This is a genomic window from Mesorhizobium sp. ES1-4 (assembly GCF_020164745.1).
GTDB lineage: Bacteria > Pseudomonadota > Alphaproteobacteria > Rhizobiales > Rhizobiaceae > Mesorhizobium.
Genome location: NZ_JAIUGV010000018.1, coordinates 45,887 through 58,476, shown reverse-complemented (window position 1 = coordinate 58,476; position 12,590 = coordinate 45,887). Strand labels below are relative to the sequence as shown.

The window sequence follows — 12,590 nt, the reverse complement described above, 5'->3', positions numbered from 1 at the left end:
AGGCAGCGGTGAAAAGTCAATCCGCCGTGGCGAACGGCCGAATGACCACGCCGCGCGGAACGACGGCAAGGACCTTGAAGAGTTCGCCCATGGCTTGCGGGCCGGCGAGCCGCTCGACCGCATCGGATATCTTGTCGCGTGCCGCCTGGCCGGCATCGGCGCCGAGCTGGCCGGCGCGCTCCAGAATGCCCATGCCGAGCAGGAAATTGCCCTGCGTCGAGAGATGGGCGTCGAGACCATGCGCGCGCACGATCGCTGCAAGGGCGGCGAAATCGACATGCGAGGTGAGGTCGGCTTCGCCCGGATTGGCCAGCACATCTTCGTGACTGTGCCGGCGCAAGGCCTGCAGCGTGTCGCCGACACCAGACCGCAGATGGCCGTAGTCGAGGAACAGCCCGGCGCCGCCATCAGCGGCTATGCGCCCGGCGATCGCCGCCATCAGGGCGATGCGGGCGGGCGCGATTTCGACGATCGCGCCTTGCGGCGCGTCGGGCGCATCCGTGGGCAGCAGGGTCGAGTCGATCGAGCCGGCGCCGGCGAAGAAGCAAAGATTGTCCGCGTCGTCGAGGCCGACCATGCGCTCGCGCCACCCGGCGCCGGCGCGGACGAACTGGCGGATGGGCACGGCATCGAACAATTCGTTGCCGACGATCAACAGCGGCTGCCGCGGCAGCGTGTCGACGGTTTCGTGCCAGGAAACAGCGAATGGCAGCGCGCCGAGTGTTTGTTTCTGGATCTCCGTCAAGCGCCGGCTGGTCTCGACCATGGCGAAGGCGACGCCATTGGCCAAGGCCGGATCGAGCCGCGACAGGGTGCGCAGCATGTCTTTCATCAGCGTGCCGCGGCCAGGACCGATCTCGGCGATGGTGACCGGCATCGGCCGGCCGGCCGCTGCCCAAGCCTGGTAAAGCCACACGGCGACGAGTTCGCCGAACATCTGGCTGATCTCCGGCGCGGTGATGAAGTCGCCGGCGGCGCCAAACGGTTCGCGTGTCGTGTAATAGCCGTCGCGCGGGTCGAACAGACAGAGCGCCATGTACTCGTTGACGGGCATCGGGCCCACAGCCTCGATCAGGTCGACGATGCGGGATTTCAGCCGCGTCATGTCGCCTGCGGTTGTGCTTGCGTCACCGGCTTGGCTGTCGCCATCGCCCAGATGCCGGCCAGCACCATCGGCGTCGACAGGATCATGCCCATGGTCAGCCAGTTGGTGCCGAGGAGATAGCCGAGTTGCTGGTCGGGCTCGCGGAAGAATTCGACAAAGATGCGCGACAGGCCGTAGCCGCAAATGAAGGCGCCACCGACGAAGCGCGGCGTCTTCAGCTTGAGGCGCGAATGGGTAAGGATGCGCAGCACGAGAAACAGCACCAACCCTTCGAGCAGGGCTTCGTAGAGCTGGCTCGGATGGCGGGTGAACGGACCGCCATTGGGGAATTCGATCGCCCAGGGCACATCGCTGGGCCGTCCCCAGAGCTCGGAGTTGATGAAATTGGCGACGCGTACGAGGCCAAGGCCGACCGGCACGCCGGCGGCGACGACATCGAACAGCGACCAGGTGCGGATGCCGCGCTTTATGGAAAACAGCGTCATGGCGAGGATCACGCCGAGCAGGCCACCGTGGAAGGACATGCCGCCTTGCCAGACAGCGAAAATATCGAGCGGATGGGCGATGTAGCGCGGCAGGTCGTAGAACAGCACATAGCCGGTGCGGCCGCCCAGGACGACGCCGATGGCCGCCCAGACGATGAAATCGTCGAGGTCCTCCGGCTTCATCGGCAGGACGCCGTCGGGCCAGAGTTTCGGATTGGCGGCGAGCCGTTTGGCATACCACCAGGCAAACAGGATGCCGACGATGTAGCCGACGCCGTACCAGTGCACCGCCAGCGGCCCGATCTGGATGAGGATCGGGTTGATGTTGGGGAAAGGCAAGGAGGCCAGCGGCAGCAGGAAATATTCGTTCAACGGGAAAGCTCTCGGTTGCGATCGGCGCGGACCATGCGGCAGGGTTTTGGCAGGGTCAAGGCAAGGTCACGGCCCGGGAGCACGATCGCTTCAAGGCCCATTGCAGGGTGGCCGTGCTCAACGCCTGGACTTGGCGGCCACGACTTCACGCAAGGCGTCGTTGATCCTGTCCTGCCAGCCGGGACCATCTTCCTGGAAATGATCGAGCACGGCCCGGTCGATCCGGATCGAGACAAGCTCGCGGACATTCGGAGCGGTGGAGGGTTCGCGTGGCGGGGCCGCGGCCGGCTTCTTGACCGGCTTGAAGACAGCCTCGGCGGCTTCCATCGGATTTGTCGGTCTGCGCGGGGGCGTTGCCATTGGTTGTCCTGACTGAAAACTGCCTGAAGGGAGACGAGGCGCCACAATAGGCGACTTGCCACCACCAAGTACAGCTTCGGAGCCGTCCGGAAGGCTGCGTCGCCCACCATACGGGCCGTGCGCCATAGCAACGCAGAGGCCGCACCAGCCTTCAACGTTCTTGCATTCCGGGCGCAGCACCACTAACTCAAATCAAGCAAGCGAGGATCTGCCATGTCGACCGGACCGAACCGCATTCTCGATGAATTCGCCAAGCTGATGACCGACGCCGCCGGTGCCGCCCAGGGTGTGCGGCGCGAGGTGGAGACGGCGTTCAAGGGCCAGGCTGAGCGCATCCTCAACTCCATGGATGTCGTGCAGCGCGAGGAGTTCGAGGCCGCGCGCGAGATGGCGGCCAAGGCGAGAGAAGAGAACGGCAGGCTCGCCGAACGCATCGAGGCGCTTGAGGCCAGGATTGCCGAACTGACCGGTCAGGCCACACCTGCGGCTCCGGCGAAGCCCAAGCCGAAAAAATAATTCGTTAAACTTTTCCACAAAGCACCAGCCTGAAAATCGCTTTGCCGTGAATCGCTTACCGGCATTGCGTGACTCTTTGTGACAGCCACCTTTCCACATGCGAATGACGCAGTGCGAAAAATTGGGCTGTTCACGCGACTCCCGATCAATAGACTGAATTTGTTGCATGATTCGGAGCAGGGTCATGCGCCGGGCGGTGGGGTTCGGTCTGGGGTCTTTGCGTTGAGCAGTCCCGGCCGTCCGAGTTCTAGACAAGATTGTTCGTCGTGTGTGCCCCGCGGAGCGTGTGGCGCTCCCCCTGAACACAGGAAGCATTCCATGGAACTTCTCGAACTCGAATTCTCCCGCGAAATCCATCCGGTGGATGTGATCGAGCAGGTGGCCCACAACAATGACTGGTCCTTCGAACGGGCCGGCGACGACGAAATCTCGATCTCGGTTGCCGGCAGCTGGACCGACTACCACGTCTCCTTCTCGTGGATGGAGGATTTCGAGGCGCTGCACCTGGCCTGCGCCTTCGACATCAAGGTGCCCGAAACCCGCGCGCTGGAAGTGATGCGGCTGTTGTCGCTGATCAACGAACAGATGCTGTTCGGCCATTTCGACCTCTGGGAGCAGGAGGGCGCGATCATGTTCCGCCAGTCGCTGCTCCTGGCCGGCGGGGTCGAACCCTCGAGCCAGCAGGTCGAGGTGCTCTTGTCCTCGGCGCTGGAGGCCTGCGAGTGTTATTTCCAGGCATTCCAGTTCGTCGTCTGGTCGGGAACATCGGCCAAGGACGCGCTCGCCGGCGTGCTGTTCGAGACCTTCGGCAACGCCTGAGCAGAAGCGTCCGAAATGAGTTCAAGCAACGAGCGCAAACCCGAAATCAGCTTCGCCGATTTCGATCGTGTCGACATCCGTGCCGGCACGATCGTCGAGGCCGAGCCGTTTCCGGAAGCGCGCAAGCCGGCTTTCAAGCTGAAGATCGATTTTGGCGCCGGCATCGGCATCAAGAAGTCGTCGGCGCAGATCACCAAATATTATACGCCCGAGACTTTGATCGGCCGCCAGGTGTTCGCGGTGGTCAATTTCCCGCCGCGCCAGATCGGCCCGTTCATGTCGGAAGTGCTGACGCTCGGTTTTCCGGATGAAGAGGGGGCCGTGGTGCTTGGCGCGGTCGAGCGCAGGGTGCCCGACGGCGGCAGGCTGTTCTAGGATGCATTGATATTCAGGTGATGCCGGCCTGCGAACGGCGGTCTCCTGCGCTTCCGGTGCTCACGTACCCAAACGTACGCTCCGCTCCGGTTCTCGGAGCCTACCATTCTCGGCTCGGCCTGACCTGAATCTCAACACATCCTGAATCTCAACACATACTGGGCCGGCACAACTCTCAGGCCGCCAGCTTGCGCGTCGTGCCGAGCGCCTCTTCGACTGTGTCGAGGAACATCTCCGCACATTTTTTCCAGCTGTAGCGCATGGCCCGTTCGCGGGCCTGGGCGCGGTCGACGTTGAGCGCGGCAAGCGAAGCCTCGCGCAAATCGTTCGACACCGCGCCGCCAAAGCCGTCGCCGACGATGTCGATCGGCCCGGTCACCGGATAGGCGGCGACCGGGGTGCCGCTGGCCAGTGCCTCGATGATGACGTTGCCGAAAGTGTCGGTGCGGCTGGGGAAAACGAAGACATCGGCCGAGGCGTAGATTTCGGCCAGTTCGTCGTTGGGACGATGGCCGAGGAAGTGCGCCTGCGGATATTTCGCCTTGAGCTTGGCAAGCTCCGGACCTTCGCCGACGATCACCTTGCTGCCGGGGAGGTCGAGATCGAGGAAGGCGGAGAGGTTCTTTTCGATGGCGACGCGGCCGACGCAAAGAAAGACCGGGCCGGCGAAGCCGAGGTCCTTGCGCTTGTCGGGCCGGAAATGGTCGGTGTCGACGCCGCGCGTCCAGGGTCGGAGCTTGTTGAAGCCGCGCCCCGCGAGATCATCGGCGAGCGACTGGGTGGCAACCAGCGTGCCCTGCCCGGAATTGTGAAAATCGCGCAGCCAGCGATAGGCCCAGCTCTCCGGCACCGGCAGTCGGGCGCTGAGATATTCGGGAAAGCGGGTGTGATAGCTGGTGGTGAACGGCCGGCCGGCATTGCGGCAGTAGCGTCGCGCCATGATGCCCAGTGGACCTTCAGTGACGATGTGGATGTGGTCGGCCTTGTAGCCGTCGATCAGGCGCGCCACATGCCTGGGGGTGGTCAGCGCCAGGCGGATGTCGGGGTAGGTCGGCAGGGGCAGGGTGCGAAAGATGTTCGGGGTCAGGAATTCGACCGCGACGTCGAAGGATTTCAGGGTCTCGGTTAGCCGCTCCAGCGTGTGCACGACGCCGTTGACCTGCGGGCGCCATGCGTCGGTGACCATCAATATGCGCATGACGGCCCTTTGCTCCGCAGGTCGGCGGTTGCCTTGAAACGATGCCGGAACGGCGACCACGCGGCCGCCGTCGCTTCGCTCCAGCGAACCCTGGCGGGTACGGGATCGAAGTGAGGCGGCAAGGACGAATCGAGTGCGGTCGCGCGCTTCATGCGCGCTCTTGACCATGCTTTCATGACGGGCGGATGAAGCAGATCGTGATCCCGAAAAGTCGAAACCGATTTCAGGCAAGATCATGCCCGGATGGTCAAATAGAAATCAGGCCGGAACCTTGATCACGGCACGCAGGCCGCCCATCGGACTGTCGCCGAGCGTGATGTCGCCGCCATGGCTGCGGGCAATGTCACGGGCGATCGACAGGCCGAGCCCGGTGCCGCTGGCATCGAGGTTGCGGGCCTCGTCGAGCCGCACGAAGGGCTTGAACACGTCTTCGCGCCTGTCGGCCGGAATGCCTGGCCCGTCATCGTCGATGGTGACCAGGAGCGAGCCGCGGCCATGGTTGGCGGTGACCTCCACGGTCCGGGCATAGCGGAAAGCATTGCCGATGACATTGGACAGCAGCCGCGCGAAGGCATTCGGCCGCACATGCACGGTCGGATCGCCGGAAAGCGTCGTCGACAATTTGCATTTGCGCAAGGCAGCTTCTTCGCCGAGCTTCTGGAAATAGGCTTCGAGATCGAAACGTCCCGGATCTTCCGAGGCCTCGCCCCTTGCAAAGGCGAGATAGCCTTCGAGCATCGACTGCATGTCTCCGATGTCCTGGTCCAGCGCCGCCTTGGTTTCGGCCTTGCCGCCGGCCAGCGCCAGCTGCAACTTGAAGCGGGTGAGAATGGTCCTGAGGTCATGGCTGACGCCGGTCAGCATGGCCGTGCGCTGCTCGATCTGGCGCTCGATACGCTCGCGCATCTGGATGAAGGCAAAGCCGGCGCGGCGAACCTCTTCGGCCCCGCGCGGGCGAAAATCGCGCGGCATCGGCCGGCCCTTGCCGAAGCTTTCCGCAGCCTCGGCAAGCGCCAGGATCGGCCGGATCTGGTTGCGCAGGAAAGGGATCGCGATCATCAAGAGCACCAGCGAGGTGCCGACCATCCAGATCAGGAAGATGTGCGTGTTGGAGGCATAGGCCTGGCTGCGGCGCACGAAGACGCGCAGCACCTTGTTTTCGAGCTGGACGCGGACCTCGACGATGTTGGAATTGCCGACCGTGTCGATCCAGAAGGGCCGGTTGATCTGGCGGGTTATCTCGGCGGAGAGAACATCGTCGAGGATCGAGAAGAACGGTTTTGGACCGGGGGGCGGCAACGGATCCGGCGGCAGGAGGTCGACTTTCAGCTGCATGCGGTCCTGCGCTATGCGGATGATGTTGGCGTAGTCGGCGTCGTGCGGGTAGGTCTCGATCAGGTCGATGATGGCGGCGATGTCGCGCACGGTGGCCTGCGACAGGCGTTGCGTCACGGTCGCCCAGTGACGCTCCATGAAATCGAAGGCGACGACCGACTGCAAAAGGATCATCGGCGCGATGACGATGATCAGCGAGCGCGCATAGAGGCGCTTGGGCATGTAGAGCGAAACGAGGCGCCAGAACCGGTTCCAGACGCGCGGCACCGCCTTGAGCATCCGCGTCGCGCGTGCACTCAAGCCGTCATTGTCCGGCTGTTCCAGTTCCGTGGTCGCCATTGGCTCTTTTCATCCGTCGGCGGTATTAGCATAATCTTTCCCGAAAACCGGTTCCCACTTTTCTGGATCATGCACTTGGGCCGCCGCCGGCATTCTATTCCACGCTGAGCCGATACCCAATACCGCGCACGGTCTGCAACCAGACCGGATTGGACGGATCGCGCTCGATCTTGCGGCGCAGCCGGTTGATCTGCACGTCGATGGTGCGCTCGCCGACTTCCGAATCGTCGCCGACCAGCTCATGACGGGGAATGGTTTCGCCGGCGCGCGCGGCGAAGATCGCCAGGATCTCCTGTTCGCGGTCGGTCAGCTTCAGCGCCTCGCCGCCGCGCTTCAGTTCGCGCCTGGCAATCTGGAAGGTGTAGGGACCGAACACCAGCTGTTCGACCTTGGGCGTCGCCGTCGGGCCGCCGCGGCGCAGGATGTTGTTGATGCGCAGGATCAACTCGCGCGGGTCGAAGGGTTTTGGCAGGTAGTCGTCGGCGCCGGCCTCGAGCCCAGAGATGCGGCTGTCGGTTTCCGACAAGGCGGTCAGCATCAGGATCGGAACGTTCTTCTCGGCGCGCAGCGCCTTGGTGAGATCGACGCCGTTTTCTCCGGGCATCATGACATCGAGTACAAGCAGGTCGAAGTCGAGGCCGGCGAGCTTGCGGCGGGCCTCGCCGGCATTGCCGGCGACGGTGACGCGAAAGCCGTTTTCGGTCAGATACTGCTTGAGAAGGTTGCGGATACGGGTGTCGTCGTCAACCACGAGCAGATGCGGCGCGTCGTCGTCCGGTGCGGCCGCCTGGTCAACCCTTTCAGTGCTCTCCATGGCTTTTCCCTGACATTTTTGCGGACCCAACGTCGATCTGAGCTCTCAGTTCCGGATTGACCATCGCTTCGAGGAAGCGTTCCACCAAGGTCCGTTCGGCGGCGCTGGAATCTTCCAATGCAGCACGGATGCGGCGCGACTGTGGCCGTGCCAGCGCCAACGCCAGCGCACGGCCCTTCGCCGTCGGATAGAGTTCGCGCTGGCGACGGTCGCGAGGGCCCTGCAACTGCACGACGTGATCGGTGTCGATCAACTGCTTGAGCACCCGCGCCAGGCTCTGCTTGGTTATCTTCAGCACGTCGAGCAGTTCCGCGACGGTCAGGCCCGGCCGGCGGTTGACGAAATGCAGCACCCGGTGGTGGGCGCGGCCGAAGCCGTAATCGGCCAGCATCTGATCGGGATCGGAGGTGAAGTCGCGATAGGCGAAGAAGAAGAGTTCGATGATGGCGAAGTCGATGCCGTCCTCGCTGGTGATCGCGGTCCTGATCGGTTTTCCGGCAGCTGGGCTTTTATCCGTCATCATTTCTCCATGGGAACGGGATATTATGTCAGTACTATTGACGTAATTTCCCTGCAATGGTAATTTTTGACAAGCTTTTGGGCGGATTGCGAACGAAAAGGCAAGGCAGGTCGGTTTTTCCGGAACTTCCTGAGTTTGCCAGGGCGCGATTATCCGCCTACGCTTCGAGCCACCGGCCGGCGTCTCCAATCACATGGCCCGGCCAAAAAGAACACGCAACGATACCGAGATATGCGGGCCGAGGTCCGCGGGAGGTTACCATGGCATCCGTTCCCTTCGATCAACTGGGCGGCTTCATCTGGATGAATGGCGAGTTCGTCCCGTGGGGAGACGCCAAGATTCACGTGCTGACCCACGGCCTGCACTACGCCAGCGCGGTCTTCGAGGGTGAGCGCGCCTATGGCGGCGCAATCTTCAAGCTCAACGAGCATACCGAGCGGCTGCATGAATCGGCGCGCCTGCTCGGGTTCAAGATTCCCTATTCGGTGGCCGAGCTCAACGACGCCTCGACCACACTTCTGAAGAAGCAGGGTTTCCAGGACGCCTATGTCAGGCCGATCGCCTGGCGCGGCAGCGAGCAGATGGGCGTCTCGGCGCAAAACAACCGCATCAATGTCGCCATCGCTATCTGGCAATGGCCGAGCTATTTCGACCCGGCGCAGAAGCTGAAGGGCATCCGTCTCGATGTGGCGGAATGGCGCCGGCCCGACCCGCGCACGGCGCCGTCGCGGTCGAAGGCCGCTGGCCTCTACATGATCTGCACCATGTCCAAGCATGCAGCAGAGGCCAAGGGCTACGCCGATGCCATGATGCTCGACTGGCGGGGCCAGGTCGCGGAAGCGACCGGCGCCAACATCTTCTTCGTCAAGGACGGCAAGATCCATACGCCCACGCCCGACTGCTTCCTCGACGGCATCACCCGCCGCACGGTCATTGGCCTGGCCAGGGACCGTGGCCTGGAAGTCATCGAACGTGTCATCATGCCGGAAGAACTGGAAGGGTTCGAACAGTGCTTCCTGACCGGAACCGCGGCGGAAGTAACCCCGGTTTCGGAGATCGGCCCCTACCGATTCGAAGTCGGCGAAATCGCCAAGAATCTCATGAACGACTATTCTTTGGCCGTTCAACCCAAGCATGCGATCGCCGCAGAATAGCGAAAGTCACAGCTTTTCGCGCAAGCAAGGGCGGTTTTCGGGCCGCCCTTTTTATTTCAGCTTTTGTGCATTTGACTTTCATCCAATTCGGCGTCTCATGATGGCGTCGGCCCGGGAGGCTGGCAGCTATGGAGGGACTAATCATATGGACATGAACACGCTTCTTCCGATCATCGTACAGGTGATTGCAGGCATCATCGGAGGTCAGGCGGTCGGTGCGGCGCTGAAGACCGCGGCGATGGGGCAGCTTCCCAAAATCCTGGGCGGAGCCATCGGTGGTGTCGGCGGCGCGGCGATCCTGGGCAGCCTGCTCGGCGGCGGCGCGATCACTCCTGACGCAGCCGCGGCGGCGACGAGCGGTCTCGGCAGCGCGCTCAACCTGAACAACATCGTCGGTGGCGCCGGCGGTGGCGCGATCCTGACCGGCATTCTCGGCGCGGTCATGGGCGCCATGAAGAAGTAAGCCTGCCAAGTCGGGCTGGCAGAATGGGCGGCTTCGGCCGCCCATTTCTTTTCCAGCGACGGAGCGTTCGTCCTTGCGGGGCTGGACGCCCTGGACCCACGCCTCTACATCACCGCTGACACAGCGAAAGGACGATCATGGGTCAGCTCAATGCCGGCATCGTGCCGGTCACGCCGTTCCAGCAGAACTGCACCATCCTGTTCGACATGGACGACAAGCACGGCGTTGTGGTCGATCCTGGCGGCGACATAGACAAGGTGCTGGCGGTGTTGAAGGACAATGCGATCACGGCCGACGCAATCTGGATCACGCATGGCCATATCGACCATGCCGGCGGCGCCATGGAACTGAAGGAAGCACTCGGCATCGAGATCATCGGTCCGCACGAGGCCGACAAGATGCTGCTCGACAATCTGGAAAACCAGGGGAAGCGCTACGGCATCGACGGTGTGCGCAATTGCGTGCCCGACCGGTTCCTCACCGAAGGCGAGACGGTGTCATTTGGCAGCCATGTGTTCGAGGTGCTGCATTGCCCCGGCCACGCGCCGGGCCATGTCGTCTACTACAACCGCGCCGCCAAATTCGCCCATGTCGGCGACGTTTTGTTTCGCGGCTCGGTCGGCCGCACCGACCTGCCGGGCGGCGACCATGCGGCACTCATCGCCTCGATCAAGGACAAGCTGTTGCCGCTCGGCGACGACGTCGGCTTCATTTGCGGCCACGGTCCGGGCGGCCGCTTTGGCGAGGAACGTCGGACCAATCCGTTTTTGACCTGAAAGTGGATGGGCCGCTCCGGCGTTCGAAAGCCCAACACGCTGACAACAAAAAAGCGCCGGCCTTGCGGGCAGCGCTTTTTTGTTTGGGGCAGGGAAGCCTCAGTTGGCGGTGCAGAAATGCTGTTCGCCGTCACTGCCGGTGAAGGTGCCGGTGCGGGCATTGAAGGTGCGGTAGCGGTCCGAGCAATACTCGTACCAGCCGCGCGTCCACGGTTCGGCATAACGGTTGGCATAGACCACCTGCGGTTCCGCATAGTAGCGGTGGACCGGGGCTGGGCGCACCCGCACGTAACTGTCGTAATAGCCGTCATCGTAATAGCGGTTGGAATCGGGTGGCGGCTGGTCATTGGCCAATGCGCCACCGATCAGCGCGCCGGCGGCGAGGCCGAGTACGCCCGCGGCAATGGCATCGCCATGGCCATGGCTGTGATGGTGCCAACGGCGCCAGTCATCGGCGTTGGCCGCCGAAAAGGTCCCCAGCGTGGTGGCGACCACGGCGGCGGACAGCACGGCTGTCTTGAAAATGCGGTTCATCTTGGTCTCCTTCGTGCCGGGCCATGCGGTTTCGCAGGGGATGCGGTCCGGCTTTACGAATGACTAATATGCGACCGTGGCTGAACGGGGGCTGAACGAAAATTTGACCCCACGCCCTTGTTTCACGGCATCAACACCCGCACCTCGGGGCGCGGACATGGCGCCCGGCTCAGCCGACTGACAGGTTGACGGCCTTGGGTCCCTTGCCGCGCTTGTCGGGCTCGGTGTCGAATGTCACTTTCTGCCCATCTTCGAGACCGGGAAGACCCGACGCCTGCACGGCCGAAATATGCACGAAGACATCCTTCGCGCCATCATCCGGTGTGATGAAGCCGAAGCCCTTGGCATGGTTGAAGAATTTGACGGTGCCGGTCTGCGGCATGGGAAACTCCTTTGATCCCATAAACTCCAGTCTCGGGCCGGCAAATGCCCGAGCGGAAATTTGTCCTTTATTTTAGCGCTATCGGCAAGTGAAAGTTTGCGGGCACTTAAAGGGCGTCGTGTCGAAACGGATTCATGCGACACGCTTTCGGTCTTTGTCTTGATGCATGTCATTCTCCCATCACCGGGGTCACTTCTGGCGACATGCATTAAAGCGCGTCGCACTTTAAGTGCTTGTCATGACGCGCGTCATTGGCCCGGACCGGGACCAACTCTTGGGCGACATGCGTTTATGCTGCGCCGCGGAGATGAAAAAGGCGCGACGAAAACCGCCGCGCCTTTCAAAAATCCGTCTGCCTGCCCAGGTGCTGGTCAAGCTGTTTGTTCGCCCGTCCGCCTGGGACGTGCGGCGTGCCGATCGCTCAGGCCGCGCGCAGGTTCACCGCCTTCGGGCCTTTGCCCATGCGGTCCGGCTCGACGTCGAAGGTGACCTTCTGGCCGTCGACCAGCGTGCGCAGGCCCGAGGCCTCGATCGCTGAAATATGGACGAACACGTCCTTGGCGCCGCCGTCGGGCGTGATGAAACCGAAGCCTTTGGTCGCATTGAAGAATTTAACGGTGCCGGTCTGGGCCATTGGGGAAACTCCTTCACCCGTTCAGTCTTGCTGGTCCTGCCCGCCACCTGGCGTCGAGGGCAGTTCCTGGTGGTTGCTTTCGGCAGTCATGCATTGGCGCATGGTCAAACCCCCCGCCGAAAAACGGGGCCGTCAGAGATTCACAGTATCGGGGAAAGGTCGTCCAAAACGTTCCGCTCTCCGGGTCGCAAATGCCCGAACACAGAATTTATCGCACGGAAACGTGAAGGTTGCAAGATAGCGCCGCGGGACGCCGCCATGGGCGCGTCCCGACGCAAAAATCGACCGATCAAAGCCTCGACCGGCCGCAGATAGGCTTCGTGGCTGGGCGGGTCATCGGCCCACAGCCCCGGTCATGCATGGGCCAGTGGCCGAGATTGCCGGCGGCGCGGGACGGGGCCCCGGGCTG

Annotated in this window: 16 protein-coding genes; 6 read left to right on the top strand and 10 right to left on the bottom strand. The window is 62.9% G+C overall.

Translation table 11 applies throughout. The features are described 5' to 3' along the window. Positions 1-16 precede the first annotated feature (16 nt). The 3 genes from LB556_RS26640 to LB556_RS26630 form a co-directional block, all read right to left on the bottom strand. Entirely contained in the window at positions 17-1,105 is a 1,089-nt protein-coding gene (locus tag LB556_RS26640) for a class I SAM-dependent methyltransferase (protein WP_224570550.1), read from the bottom strand. Beyond that, positions 1,102-1,962, bottom strand: coding sequence for a prolipoprotein diacylglyceryl transferase (gene lgt, locus LB556_RS26635; protein WP_224570549.1), 861 nt, complete (start codon positions 1,960-1,962; stop codon positions 1,102-1,104). The genes LB556_RS26640 and lgt overlap by 4 nt, the downstream gene beginning before the upstream one ends. 117 nt (positions 1,963-2,079) lie before the next feature. Beyond that, on the bottom strand, positions 2,080-2,322 hold the full coding sequence (locus LB556_RS26630) for a BrnA antitoxin family protein (RefSeq protein ID WP_224570548.1): 243 nt from the start codon (positions 2,320-2,322) through the stop codon (positions 2,080-2,082). Positions 2,323-2,535: 213 nt separating this feature from the next. Between LB556_RS26630 and LB556_RS26625 the strand changes: the two genes are divergently transcribed. From LB556_RS26625 to LB556_RS26615, 3 genes are all read left to right on the top strand, one after another. Next, the gene (locus tag LB556_RS26625; protein ID WP_127280606.1) at positions 2,536-2,838 is read left to right on the top strand and encodes an accessory factor UbiK family protein; all 303 of its coding nucleotides are present in this window, start codon (positions 2,536-2,538) and stop codon (positions 2,836-2,838) included. A 318-nt stretch (positions 2,839-3,156) separates the two neighbouring features. Further along, the gene (locus LB556_RS26620; protein WP_135898323.1) at positions 3,157-3,657 is read left to right on the top strand and encodes a YbjN domain-containing protein; all 501 of its coding nucleotides are present in this window, start codon (positions 3,157-3,159) and stop codon (positions 3,655-3,657) included. Positions 3,658-3,672: 15 nt separating this feature from the next. Next, a complete protein-coding gene (locus tag LB556_RS26615) occupies positions 3,673-4,032 on the top strand; it encodes a tRNA-binding protein (RefSeq protein WP_224570547.1) in 360 nt (119 codons plus the stop codon). Between the two features lie 175 nt (positions 4,033-4,207). On the opposite strand, the gene LB556_RS26610 is transcribed toward LB556_RS26615, so the two are convergent. The 4 genes from LB556_RS26610 to LB556_RS26595 all read right to left on the bottom strand — a co-directional run bounded on the left by LB556_RS26610 (position 4,208) and on the right by LB556_RS26595 (position 8,238). Continuing rightward, positions 4,208-5,230: a glycosyltransferase family 4 protein gene (locus LB556_RS26610; RefSeq protein ID WP_224570546.1), complete on the bottom strand. Its 1,023-nt coding sequence runs from the start codon at positions 5,228-5,230 to the stop codon at positions 4,208-4,210. A 258-nt stretch (positions 5,231-5,488) separates the two neighbouring features. Continuing rightward, entirely contained in the window at positions 5,489-6,904 is a 1,416-nt protein-coding gene (locus tag LB556_RS26605) for an ATP-binding protein (RefSeq protein ID WP_224570545.1), read from the bottom strand. A gap of 94 nt (positions 6,905-6,998) precedes the next feature. Then, positions 6,999-7,718 (bottom strand): response regulator, encoded by a 720-nt coding sequence (locus tag LB556_RS26600; RefSeq protein WP_224570544.1) that lies wholly within the window; start codon positions 7,716-7,718, stop codon positions 6,999-7,001. Continuing rightward, the gene (locus LB556_RS26595) at positions 7,705-8,238 is read right to left on the bottom strand and encodes a MarR family winged helix-turn-helix transcriptional regulator (RefSeq protein WP_224570615.1); all 534 of its coding nucleotides are present in this window, start codon (positions 8,236-8,238) and stop codon (positions 7,705-7,707) included. The genes LB556_RS26600 and LB556_RS26595 overlap by 14 nt, the downstream gene beginning before the upstream one ends. A gap of 260 nt (positions 8,239-8,498) precedes the next feature. Here LB556_RS26595 and LB556_RS26590 point away from each other — a divergent pair, with 260 nt between their 5' ends. The 3 genes from LB556_RS26590 to LB556_RS26580 all read left to right on the top strand — a co-directional run bounded on the left by LB556_RS26590 (position 8,499) and on the right by LB556_RS26580 (position 10,631). Further along, complete coding sequence (locus LB556_RS26590) at positions 8,499-9,392, top strand: branched-chain amino acid aminotransferase (protein WP_224570543.1); 894 nt, start codon at positions 8,499-8,501, stop codon at positions 9,390-9,392. Between the two features lie 145 nt (positions 9,393-9,537). Continuing rightward, the gene (locus tag LB556_RS26585) at positions 9,538-9,855 is read left to right on the top strand and encodes a hypothetical protein (protein ID WP_224570542.1); all 318 of its coding nucleotides are present in this window, start codon (positions 9,538-9,540) and stop codon (positions 9,853-9,855) included. A gap of 137 nt (positions 9,856-9,992) precedes the next feature. Beyond that, a complete protein-coding gene (locus tag LB556_RS26580; RefSeq protein WP_224570541.1) occupies positions 9,993-10,631 on the top strand; it encodes an MBL fold metallo-hydrolase in 639 nt (212 codons plus the stop codon). A 99-nt stretch (positions 10,632-10,730) separates the two neighbouring features. Here LB556_RS26580 and LB556_RS26575 read toward each other — a convergent pair whose 3' ends face one another. From LB556_RS26575 to LB556_RS26565, 3 genes are all read right to left on the bottom strand, one after another. Next, positions 10,731-11,165, bottom strand: coding sequence for a BA14K family protein (locus tag LB556_RS26575; protein ID WP_224570540.1), 435 nt, complete (start codon positions 11,163-11,165; stop codon positions 10,731-10,733). Positions 11,166-11,334: 169 nt separating this feature from the next. Continuing rightward, entirely contained in the window at positions 11,335-11,547 is a 213-nt protein-coding gene (locus LB556_RS26570) for a cold-shock protein (RefSeq protein ID WP_008877668.1), read from the bottom strand. Positions 11,548-11,968: 421 nt separating this feature from the next. Then, positions 11,969-12,181, bottom strand: coding sequence for a cold-shock protein (locus tag LB556_RS26565; RefSeq protein WP_006202520.1), 213 nt, complete (start codon positions 12,179-12,181; stop codon positions 11,969-11,971). Between the last annotated feature and the right edge of the window lie 409 nt (positions 12,182-12,590).

Coding starts and splice junctions, on each gene's coding strand:
- LB556_RS26640 (WP_224570550.1), bottom strand. CDS start 1,105: ATGACGCGGCTGAAATCCCGCATCGTCGACCTGATCGAGGCTGTGGGC.
- LB556_RS26630 (WP_224570548.1), bottom strand. CDS start 2,322: ATGGCAACGCCCCCGCGCAGACCGACAAATCCGATGGAAGCCGCCGAG.
- LB556_RS26625 (WP_127280606.1), top strand. CDS start 2,536: ATGTCGACCGGACCGAACCGCATTCTCGATGAATTCGCCAAGCTGATG.
- LB556_RS26620 (WP_135898323.1), top strand. CDS start 3,157: ATGGAACTTCTCGAACTCGAATTCTCCCGCGAAATCCATCCGGTGGAT.
- LB556_RS26615 (WP_224570547.1), top strand. CDS start 3,673: ATGAGTTCAAGCAACGAGCGCAAACCCGAAATCAGCTTCGCCGATTTC.
- LB556_RS26610 (WP_224570546.1), bottom strand. CDS start 5,230: ATGCGCATATTGATGGTCACCGACGCATGGCGCCCGCAGGTCAACGGC.
- LB556_RS26605 (WP_224570545.1), bottom strand. CDS start 6,904: ATGGCGACCACGGAACTGGAACAGCCGGACAATGACGGCTTGAGTGCA.
- LB556_RS26600 (WP_224570544.1), bottom strand. CDS start 7,718: ATGGAGAGCACTGAAAGGGTTGACCAGGCGGCCGCACCGGACGACGAC.
- LB556_RS26595 (WP_224570615.1), bottom strand. CDS start 8,238: ATGACGGATAAAAGCCCAGCTGCCGGAAAACCGATCAGGACCGCGATC.
- LB556_RS26590 (WP_224570543.1), top strand. CDS start 8,499: ATGGCATCCGTTCCCTTCGATCAACTGGGCGGCTTCATCTGGATGAAT.
- LB556_RS26585 (WP_224570542.1), top strand. CDS start 9,538: ATGGACATGAACACGCTTCTTCCGATCATCGTACAGGTGATTGCAGGC.
- LB556_RS26580 (WP_224570541.1), top strand. CDS start 9,993: ATGGGTCAGCTCAATGCCGGCATCGTGCCGGTCACGCCGTTCCAGCAG.
- LB556_RS26575 (WP_224570540.1), bottom strand. CDS start 11,165: ATGAACCGCATTTTCAAGACAGCCGTGCTGTCCGCCGCCGTGGTCGCC.
- LB556_RS26570 (WP_008877668.1), bottom strand. CDS start 11,547: ATGCCGCAGACCGGCACCGTCAAATTCTTCAACCATGCCAAGGGCTTC.
- LB556_RS26565 (WP_006202520.1), bottom strand. CDS start 12,181: ATGGCCCAGACCGGCACCGTTAAATTCTTCAATGCGACCAAAGGCTTC.